This is a genomic window from Chrysiogenia bacterium (assembly GCA_020434085.1).
Taxonomy (GTDB): domain Bacteria; phylum JAGRBM01; class JAGRBM01; order JAGRBM01; family JAGRBM01; genus JAGRBM01.
The window spans coordinates 1-9,598 of record JAGRBM010000448.1; the positions used below are offsets into that span (position 1 = coordinate 1).

Annotated in this window: 8 protein-coding genes; all 8 read right to left on the bottom strand. The window is 63.7% G+C overall.

Annotated elements, in window-relative coordinates; all coding sequences use genetic code 11:
- Window positions 1-202: 202 nt before the first annotated feature.
- Window positions 203-1,471, bottom strand: a complete 1,269-nt coding sequence (locus tag KDH09_15245; protein ID MCB0221051.1) for an N-acetylmuramoyl-L-alanine amidase — start codon at window positions 1,469-1,471, stop codon at window positions 203-205.
- Window positions 1,444-4,116 carry a DNA mismatch repair protein MutS gene (mutS, locus tag KDH09_15250; protein ID MCB0221052.1) on the bottom strand — a complete coding sequence of 891 codons (2,673 nt, stop codon included), beginning with the start codon at window positions 4,114-4,116 and terminating at the stop codon, window positions 1,444-1,446. The genes KDH09_15245 and mutS overlap by 28 nt, the downstream gene beginning before the upstream one ends.
- Window positions 4,117-4,202: 86 nt before the next feature.
- On the bottom strand, window positions 4,203-4,697 hold the full coding sequence (locus KDH09_15255; protein MCB0221053.1) for a hypothetical protein: 495 nt from the start codon (window positions 4,695-4,697) through the stop codon (window positions 4,203-4,205).
- Between the two features lie 37 nt (window positions 4,698-4,734).
- Window positions 4,735-5,283 (bottom strand): HIT domain-containing protein, encoded by a 549-nt coding sequence (locus KDH09_15260; protein ID MCB0221054.1) that lies wholly within the window; start codon window positions 5,281-5,283, stop codon window positions 4,735-4,737.
- A gap of 192 nt (window positions 5,284-5,475) precedes the next feature.
- Window positions 5,476-6,456, bottom strand: coding sequence for a signal peptide peptidase SppA (sppA, locus tag KDH09_15265; protein ID MCB0221055.1), 981 nt, complete (start codon window positions 6,454-6,456; stop codon window positions 5,476-5,478).
- A gap of 27 nt (window positions 6,457-6,483) precedes the next feature.
- On the bottom strand, window positions 6,484-8,430 hold the full coding sequence (locus KDH09_15270; GenBank protein MCB0221056.1) for a 30S ribosomal protein S1: 1,947 nt from the start codon (window positions 8,428-8,430) through the stop codon (window positions 6,484-6,486).
- Between the two features lie 97 nt (window positions 8,431-8,527).
- Complete coding sequence (locus KDH09_15275; GenBank protein ID MCB0221057.1) at window positions 8,528-9,211, bottom strand: (d)CMP kinase; 684 nt, start codon at window positions 9,209-9,211, stop codon at window positions 8,528-8,530.
- Window positions 9,208-9,598: 3-phosphoshikimate 1-carboxyvinyltransferase (locus KDH09_15280; protein MCB0221058.1), on the bottom strand; the 391-nt coding region annotated here is incomplete at its 5' end. The genes KDH09_15280 and KDH09_15275, both read right to left, overlap by 4 nt.

The window sequence follows — 9,598 nt, forward strand, 5'->3', positions numbered from 1 at the left end:
CCTGCCGGGGGCGGAACGCCGGAACCCTTACCTCTCCCTCACCGGGGGTACCCAGTTCCTTGGAGAGTTCGTCTACGAGGGTCGAGATCGGTGTCTGCGGCGGCTCAACGGCCATAGGTTTGCTCCGTGACGTCCATCATGGGGCGCACTGGCATGGTAGGGGCCGCGGCAGGCCCTGCCAAGGGCTGCCACCTCGTGCGGCTCAGCGACCGGTTTCCTTGAGGTAGGCCTCGATCCCGGTCTTGAGCCCCTCGGCCAGACGCTGCTGGTAGGCGGCGCTGAAGAGGCGCTTTTCCTCGGTGGCGTTGGTAATGAAACCCAGCTCCACCAGGGCTGCGGGCATGTTGGTCAGCGCCAGCACGTAGAGCGGGCCGTGCTGCACGCCGATGTCGCGCACACCCTTCCACTTCCCGCTCACGCTGGAGATCATGTTGCGTTGCAGGTGCCCGGCCAGTGCCGCGGACTGGCGTTCCTTGTCCTTGTATTTGAGGTCCGAAAGTATCGCCGCCAGGTCCCCGCTCGATTGTTTGAACACCGATTCGAGGTTCGTGAAGTTTTCTCGCGCGATCGTGGAGGCCTTCGACTGGTCCACCTTCACATTCCAGTAGTAGGTCTCGATCCCGTGCGCCTTGGAATTCGGGCTGGCGTTGACGTGGACGCTCACAAAGAGCCCCGCGTCGGCGATGATTTCGTTGGCCTTCTGGGTGCGCTCGGACAGTTCGAGGAACACGTCCTGGTCGCGGGTAAGCATCACCCTGTGCCCTTCACGTTTGAGCAGATGCGCCAGCTTGCGCGCCACGGGAAGCACAATGTCTTTTTCGTAGTTCTTGCGCTTGCTCACCGCGCCGGGGTCTTTTCCGCCATGACCGGCGTCGATGACGATGAGCGGCTTGCTCTGCGGCTTGGGTGCCGCCTTGGGCGCGCGGGGCTTGGGAACGAGTCCGCCCAGAATCCCGGCAATAGGATCATCCTCGCTGCCACTTTCGTCCGCTTCACCTGCTGCCGCCGGGGCTGCCGCGCTCTTTTCGATCTCGACGTCGAGCACGATGCGGAAGGGATCGTGGAGCGTGATGGTGCGGTAGGAAGTACGCTCCTTGAGGTCAACCACCATGCGTGCGGTCTCGGGCTTGAACTGCCCGACACGCAACCGGGTAATGAGCTTGCCCGAGCCCTCGATCTGCGCCGGCACGTTGGGGCCGCGCACGGCGGGAGTGAGATCGACGAAGATGCGCGGCGAGCGCCCGGCCTTGGGATCGGCGGGCAGCTCACGCACCTGGAATTCCACCTGCCTGGAGAGTTCCACCACGATGCGCGCATAACGGGGCCCGCGCGAATAGCGCACGGCCTGCACCTCTGCGCGGCCGCCGCCCTCTGCCAGTGCGCGCGCCATCGGCCAGCCGGAAAATACCAGCAGCCCGGCGACGAGCGCCCACGCAAAGGCTTTCAGGGTTTTGTGAGGCGTTCCTTCCACTTGGTGATCCACGTCAGTGCATCCAACGGTGTCAGTTCGTCCGGATTCACGCCCTCAAGTTCACGTTTGAGCTCGGCAACCACACGGTCGCCCGCGCTCGAGAGTAACGATAGCTGACCGGTATCCGCGCGCGCGTGAGCTGCCCCACCTTTTCGCGCCGGTTTGATGCGCGGGCTGCCGGTGGGGTCCCACTCGCCTGCTTCGAGATCGCTGAGAATCTGCCGCGCCCGGTCGATCACACCGTCGGGAATGCCCGCCAGCCGCGCCACGTGGATGCCGTAGCTGTGAGACGCCGCGCCCGGCACCAGCTTGCGCAGGAACAGGATGCGCTCATTCCATTCTTTAACCGACATGGTGAGGTTCTTCACCCGCGGATAGAGCTGCTCCAGTTCGGCCAACTCGTGGTAGTGGGTGGCGAAGAGCGTGCGTACGCCTTCTCCTGAGAGATCGTGGAGCGATTCGGCCACCGCCCAGGCGATGCTGAGTCCGTCGAAGGTGCTCGTTCCGCGCCCGATCTCGTCCATCAGGATGAGGCTGCGCGAGGTCGCCTGCCGCAGGATGCCCGCGGTCTCCGTCATCTCCAGCATGAAGGTGGAGAGCCCTCGCGCCAGATTGTCCGAGGCACCCACGCGCGTAAAAATACGGTCCACAAGGCCGATGCGCGCCTCGGCGGCGGGAACGAAGCAACCCACTTGGGAGAGCAGCACCAGAATCGCCACCTGACGCATGACGGTGGATTTACCGGCCATGTTCGGGCCGGTGATCAGCAGGAGCTGCGCCCCCTCGCCGTCCATGTCCAGATCGTTGGGCACGAAGCGCTCGCCCGCGGGGAGGAATGCCTCCACCACCGGGTGGCGTCCGTCGCGAATGCAGATTTCTTTGCCCTCGTGCACGGCGGGCCGGACGTAGCCATGTTTTGAAGCCAGCTCGGCAAAGCAGCAGAGCACGTCGAGCTCGGCCAGCGCGCGGGCCAGCTCCTGCACGGCGGCCACGTTCGCTGCGATTTCCTCGCAGAGCGCGCCGAAGAGTTCCTGCTCGATGGCGCGGATGCGCTCTCCGGCGGAGAGGACTTTCTCCTCGTATTCCTTGAGTTCGGGCGTGATGTAGCGCTCGGCGTTGGTGAGCGTCTGCTTTCGGATGTAGTCCTCGGGAACGCCTCCGGCGTTGGCCTTGGTCACTTCGATGTAATAGCCAAAGACCCGGTTGTAGCGGATCTTGAGCGAGCTGATGCCCGTGCGCTCGCGCTCGGTCGCTTCCAGCCTGGCGATCCATTCCTTGCCGCCGGTGCGGATCTCGCGAATCGAGTCGAGGTCCTCGGAGACGCCCTTCTGGAACACGCCGCCATCGCCCACCGTGGCGGGCGGATCTTCGACCACCGCACCGCGGATGCGCGTGCGGATTTCCGCGAGGTCGTTCATGCGCGCGGCGTAGTCCTCGAGGGCCTCGCACTGCGCGCCTTCGAGACTCGCGCGGAAAGCGGGAATCTGCTCAAGCGTCGTGGCCAGCGCGATCAGGTCCCGCGGATTGGCGCGCCCTTGGCAGATGCGACCGATGATGCGCTCGAGATCGCCGCCCTGGGAGAGTCCCTCGCGAAGACTCTCACGCAGGCCGCCCGAGTCTTTCAGCTCTGCCACTGCGTCCAGGCGCTCGTTGATGCGCTGCACGTCGAGCAGCGGAAAGCCCAGCCAGCGGCGCAGGCAGCGCGCGCCCGCGGCGCTTACGCTCAGGTCCAGCGCGCCCACCAGCGATCCGCGCTCGGTGCGGTCTGACTGGGAGCGGAAGATTTCCAGATTCTCGCGACTCGACTCATCGATGACGAGCCCCTGCCCGGGATGAAAGGGATGGAGCTCGCGTACGTGAGCGACGCCAGTCTTGTTGGCCTCGCGCAGATAGGCGACCACGGCCCCGGCAGCGGCGAGCGCGGGCGAGCCGGGCTCGAAGCCGAAACTCCCCAGCGATCCCAGCTCGAACTGCTCTTCGAGCAGGCGCTCGGCGCGCTCGGGCTTGAACTCGATCTGCTGGCGCTCAGTGAGCGTGCGGGGCCAGGCGCGAAGATAGTCTTCAAGCGCCTGCGGCATTTCGGTGCCCTCGGCAATCACCAGCTCGGCCGGTGAGAGACGCGAGAGTTCGGCGATGAGCTGTGACTCGGGCACCTCGGCGGCGGGGAAGCTGCCGGTCGCCGCGTCCACGGCGGCCACGCCCCAGGCCTTTTTTCCCGGCGCTAAGGCCAACACGTAGTGGTTGCGCTGCCCGCTGGCGCCTTCATCAAGCGGCATGCCCGGCGTTACAAGCCGGGTGACCTCGCGCTTTACCAGCCCCTTGGCCTGCGCGGGGTCCTCGACCTGCTCGCAGATGGCGACCTTGTAACCGCGCTCGGTAAGCCGCCGGATGTGGCCGGTGGCCGCATGATGGGGCACGCCGCACATGGGAATGGAATCGGCGCCCTTGTTCTTGTCGCGGGTGGTAAGCGCGATCTCCAGCACGGGGGCGGCGATGGTCGCGTCCTCGAAGAAGAGTTCGTAGAAGTCGCCCATGCGGAAGAACACCAGCGCATCAGGGTACGCCTGCTTGGCGTCCATGTACTGCTGCATCGCCGGCGTCAGTTTGATCTTTGGCGAGTTTTTGCTGTTCTCAGCGGAGGGCATGGCGGCCCAGTCTAGCCCGAGAGGGGCGCGGGGGCACAACCCCAAATTGAGCGCTCAGGCGCTTAAATCCGGGGGTTTGAGGCGGCTCAGGCTTCCGAAGGTTTGGTCGGGACCGAGCCCGCAGGAACGGTCGGCTTGTTCTCTTCGCTCGCGGGGCTCTCGCCCTTCTCAGTAGAAGCAGCGGCGCCCTTGGGCGCGGGCACCGTGGTCGCGGCGGTTGCCGCGGGGCGCGTGGCTACTGGCGCGGAAGCGCCGCCCGACGCGGCGCGCAGGCGCTTGATCTCGCCTTCCTGCTCTTCGACGCGCGCGCGCAGGTTTCGAAGTTCGCGGTCTTTCTTCCAAACATCGGCCCGCAGGCTCAGCACCGTGGCCAGGTCCAGGGCCAGCGTCGCGGCAAAGACGATAAAACCGGTGCCCAGGAAGATCTGCCAGATCTCCAGCGGCGTGGGTTCCAGGCGCATCAGGCCCATCAGGTTGAAGCGAATGGGCACGCCGATGGTGAGCGAATCGAAGTTCTGGAATCCAAAGGTGAAGAGGATCAACAGAACCACTACATAAAAGACCAGTCGTGCGTAACGCATATACTCTCCCGATTGTCTGCGTACCCGGGGCGGCGGCTCAGCGGCGCGCCCGGCCCTTTGGCAGCACCTCGTCGAGCGCATGGTAGGCGTCTTCGAGGTGGTCATTGACGACATTCACGTCCGCCAGCACGGGCATGAAGTTTGTATCCCCATTCCAGCGCGGAACGATGTGAAAATGCAAGTGTTCATCGATTCCCGCTCCGGCGACGCGCCCCAGGTTCATGCCCACATTGCAACCATGGGCGTGGAAGGCATCCTGCACCGCGCGCACGCCCTGCTGGAGGAGCGTGCTGATATCTCGCATCTCGGCGGTGCTCAGAGCCGCGAAATCGGCGGTGTGGCGCTTTGGGACGACCATCAGGTGGCCGTTCGTATAGGGAAAGCGATTCATGATGAGGTAGGCCGAGCCGCTGCGCCGAAGGATCAGGTTCCCCGGACCGTCTTTTTCTATCTGCAGGCTGCAGAGAACGCAGCCGGCGGCCGGCTTGGGGCCCGAGCTCTTCACGTAGGCGAGCCGCCAGGGGGCCCAGAGTTTTTTGCGCGTGACCGGCTCCTCGGGCTCGGTCGCCTCGACGGCGACCTTCACACGGGTCAGCTTGCGGGGTTTTCCCTGCGTTTTCGGTGACTTGGCGGCCTTCTTCGGCGCCTTTCTGGTCTTTTTCGGGGAACTCGCCACGGGTTGGTGCTCGCTCACTTCAATAAGTAGTTATTTACGAAATGCGCTGCCGGCATCCCGCATCTGATCGACACATCGTCCGCTCCCGCAGGCGCGGATCTTTCAGGGAACAAACAGGTAGTAGAGCCCGCCCGAGTGCGTGGGAAGCGGCAGCGGGCCGCCCTCACCGAGCGCGCCGCTCAGGCCCGGGAGCAGTCGCTGCAATAACCGGGTTGAAGCTTCCTCGCCCGAGAGCATGTCCCAGAACGTGGGCTCCGGCTCACGCGGATAGATGCGCTGGGGCTCGTCGTCCTCGATGCCGCCGAGTTCGGCCGCCATGGCGACTGCGTCCTCGAAACCGCCCAGTCCGTCGACAAAGCCGTTTTCGAGCGCCTGTTCTCCCGAAAAGATTCGTCCATCGGCAAAGGGATAGACGTTTTCAGCATCGAGCCCGCGCCCGTAAGAGATGTCACGCACGAACTGCTCGTAGACCTGGTCCATCATGGTCTGCAGGAGCTTCTTTTCTTCGGGACGCATGTCGCGCTGGGGACTGCCGATGTCCTTGAACTTGCCGCGCGAGTTGGTGAGCGCCTGCGCCTTCACGCCGATCTTGTCCATGAGCTCGGCGTAGTTGGCGAACTGCATGATGACGCCGATCGAACCGGTGATCGTGCCGGGGTTGGCCAGCACTTTGTTCGCCGCCGATGAGACGTAGTAGCCGCCGCTGGCCGCCAGAGAACCCATGGAGACAACCACGGGTTTGCCAGTCTCGCGCAGCTTGAGAATCGCGTGGTAGATTTCCTGCGAAGGCGCGACCGCGCCACCCGGAGAATCAACCCGGACGACGACGGCGCGAACTTTTTCTTCTTTGCGGTATTCTTCGAGGGTGTCGACGAAGTCCCGGGAGTCGAAAATCGGCCCTTCGAGGTCGATGATGCCGACCGCCGGTTTGCGCGAGAAGCCCGAGAGCCCCGTGCGACGCGAATCCGGGGAATCGAAATCCATCACCAGCGCAAAAACGACGAGGACGAGCACAAAGAGTGCAAACGTCCCCGCCAGAAAATACAAAATTACCGATGGCCCGCGTTGTTGCTTCTGCTCCATCGCTCAGCCGGAAAGCAGCCGATTATCTCAGCTGTTTTCCTCTCCCTTGGTTTCTTCCTCGGACTGTTCCTCCGAAGCAGCGGCTTCGGCAGGCTCAGATGATTCAGACTCGGGAGCGGCCTGCGCCTTGGGCTCTTCAGTGGCTTCCTCAGTCGGAGCAGGCGCGGCCTCGGCGGCCGGGGCCTCTTCAGCCTTGGCTTCCTCGGCCGGAGCAGGCGCTTCTTCGGCCTTGGCTTCCCCGGCCGGTGCGGCTTCGGAGCCTTGCATCCCGCGCAGCTTCTCACCGAGCAGATCGCCAAAGGTCGCGTTCGACGAGCCCTGCGAGGTATGGAATTCCTTCAGGTTTGCCCGGTCGTCGGTGGCCTGCATCGCCCGGATCGAGAGCGAGATCTTGCGATCGCGCGCGTCGAGCTGGGTGATCTCTGCGGTGAGTTCCTGGCCGACTTCCACCACGTCGCGCGGGTTCTGCACGCGCTCATGGGCCAGCTCGCTGGTGCGGATGAGGCCTTCGATGCCCTCGGCCAGTTCCACGAACACGCCGAAATCGGTGATCGAGACGACCTTGCACTGCACACGGTCGCCACGCTTGTGACTCTTGTAGTAGCTCTCCCAGGGATCGTCCTGGAGCTGTTTGATGCCAAGCGAGAGACGCTGGCCCTCGGTGTCGACGTTGAGGACGATCGACTCGACCTCATCGCCTTCCTTGAACATTTCGGCAAGCTTGGGATTTTTGTCGGTCCACGACACGTCGGAGACATGCACGAGGCCGTCGATCTCATCATCGACACCGACAAAGATGCCGAAGTCGGTGATGCTCTTGACCGTTCCCTTGAGGCGCGCGCCCGGGGGATAGGTCTGTGCGATCTCTTCCCATGGGTTGGGCTGGACCTGCTTCATGCCCAGGCTCATGCGGCGGTTGGCGCGGTCGACGTCGAGAATCATCACCTCGACTTCGTCGCCCACGTTGACGATCTTCTTGGGGTGGCGGACCTTGCGGGTCCAGCTCATCTCGGAGACGTGGATGAGGCCTTCGACGCCGCCCGTGATCTCCACGAATGCGCCGTAGTCGGCAATGCTGGTTACAACGCCCTTGGTGCGCATGCCGATCGGATAGTCGGTATCGATCGTGACCCACGGGTCGTTCTGAAGCTGCTTGAGCCCCAGCGAGACGCGCTCTTTTTCACGATCGAACTGCAGCACCTGCACGCGGATCTCGTCACCGGACTTGATGACTTCGCTCGGGTGCTTGATGCGCGCCCACGACATATCGGAGATATGCAGCAGGCCATCGATGCCGCCCAGGTCGATGAAGGCGCCGTAGTCGGTCAGGTTCTTCACCGTTCCGGTCACGATTGCGCCCTCGGTCAGAACCTTGAGGGTTTCTTCACGCATGTGGCCGCGCTGCTCTTCGAGAACCGCGCGACGCGAAAGCACCACGTTGCCGCGGCGCCGGTTGAACTTGATGATGCGGTACTGGCTGGTCTCGCCCATGTAGCGATCCAGGTTCCGCGGCATACGGATATCGGCCTGCGATGCGGGCAGGAATGCCTTCACGCCGATGTCCACTTCCAGCCCGCCCTTGACGCGGCCGGTGACCTTGCCTTCGATGATGGCTTCTTTTTCAAAAGCCTCGGCGATCTCGTCCCAGATGCGAAGGCGGTCGGCCTTCTGCTTGGACACCCGGCAGTAACCCTGCGGGTTGACGCGCAGCGAATCGACGTAGACACGCACGCGGTCGCCTTCTTTGACGGTTACTTCGCCGCCGCGCTCGAATTCCTCGCGCGGGGCGTAACCCTCGGACTTGAAACCGATATCGATGATGACCCCGTCGGGATCTACTTTGACGATGGTACCGGTGACAATTTCGCCTTCCGAAATTTCCTGCGCCGCCATCGATTCCTCGAACATTGCGGCAAAGCTATCTCCAGAGTCGCCGGCACCAGCTCCGGAGGTCTGCGGTTTATCTGACATCATGATGTGTTGTGGAACCCCTTGGTAAGTCTTGCGGAGGGCGGCAGAAGAACACATTTTAAGAGCAAAGACAACAAGTCCCCGACCCTTTAATGAACTCTCAACTGCCCTCAATCGCCTTTACCCGCGCGACAATGCGGGCAATGACGTCTTCGATGCTCATGGCCGTGGAATCGATCTCCTCGGCGTCTGCTGCCTTTTTCAGGGGGGCATGCGCGCGCCCGGCGTCCTGGGCGTCCCGGGCGCGGATTTCCCGCTCGATGGCCCCGAGATCGGCCTCCTGGCCCGCCGCCTGCAGTTCTTCGCAGCGCCTGCGGGCCCGTTCGGCCGGACTGGCACTTACAAAGAACTTGGCCCGGGCCTCCGGGAATACGACGGTTCCGATGTCCCTGCCTTCCATGACGACGCCGCCGGATGCCCCGAGGGAGCGCTGAATCGCGGTGAGCCGCTTGCGAAGCGCCGGTTTCTGGGAGAAATCCGAGGCCATCATGGCGATCTCGCGGGTGCGGATCTGGTCGGATACGTCCTCTCCCGCCAGCAATACCGGCGCGCTGCCGTCCTCACGCGATCCGGGCGCGCCAAAACCGATGTCGAGATTCCGGCAGAACTCGCTGACGGCCAAGTCATCGCTCAAATCGAGCCCCGCCCTCTGTGCCGCCAGCGCGGCGGCCCGGTACATCGCGCCTGTATCTATATATAGATAACCCAGCTCGCGGGCGGCGCCCCGGCTGGCGGTGCTCTTTCCCGAGCCCGCAGGCCCGTCGATGGCGACAATCGGCTTCACCCGCTCACCGCCTCCAGCAGGTCAAAGAACCCGGGGAAGCTCGTCTCCACGCAGGCGATGTCATTGATTGTGATTTCCACATCCGCACGGAAAGAAGTGAGTGCCATGCTCATCGCTACGCGGTGGTCCCCATGGGATTCAAAGGAGCAGCTCGGCACCCGCAGGGCGGGATTGCCATGGACGATCATGCCGTCTTCTTTGGGCTCAACCTTTGCCCCGATCTTTTCGAGCTCTGCGACCATGGTGGCGATGCGGTCGGTTTCTTTGACGCGAAGTTCTTTGGCGTCCTTGATGACCGTGGTGCCTTCGGCAAAGCACGCCGCCACGCACAGCGCCGGGATCTCGTCGATGAGCCGGGGGATGAGCGCGCCGCCGATGGTCGCGCCC

Coding starts and splice junctions, on each gene's coding strand:
- mutS (MCB0221052.1), bottom strand. CDS start 4,116: ATGCCCTCCGCTGAGAACAGCAAAAACTCGCCAAAGATCAAACTGACG.
- KDH09_15255 (MCB0221053.1), bottom strand. CDS start 4,697: ATGCGTTACGCACGACTGGTCTTTTATGTAGTGGTTCTGTTGATCCTC.
- sppA (MCB0221055.1), bottom strand. CDS start 6,456: ATGGAGCAGAAGCAACAACGCGGGCCATCGGTAATTTTGTATTTTCTG.
- KDH09_15270 (MCB0221056.1), bottom strand. CDS start 8,430: ATGATGTCAGATAAACCGCAGACCTCCGGAGCTGGTGCCGGCGACTCT.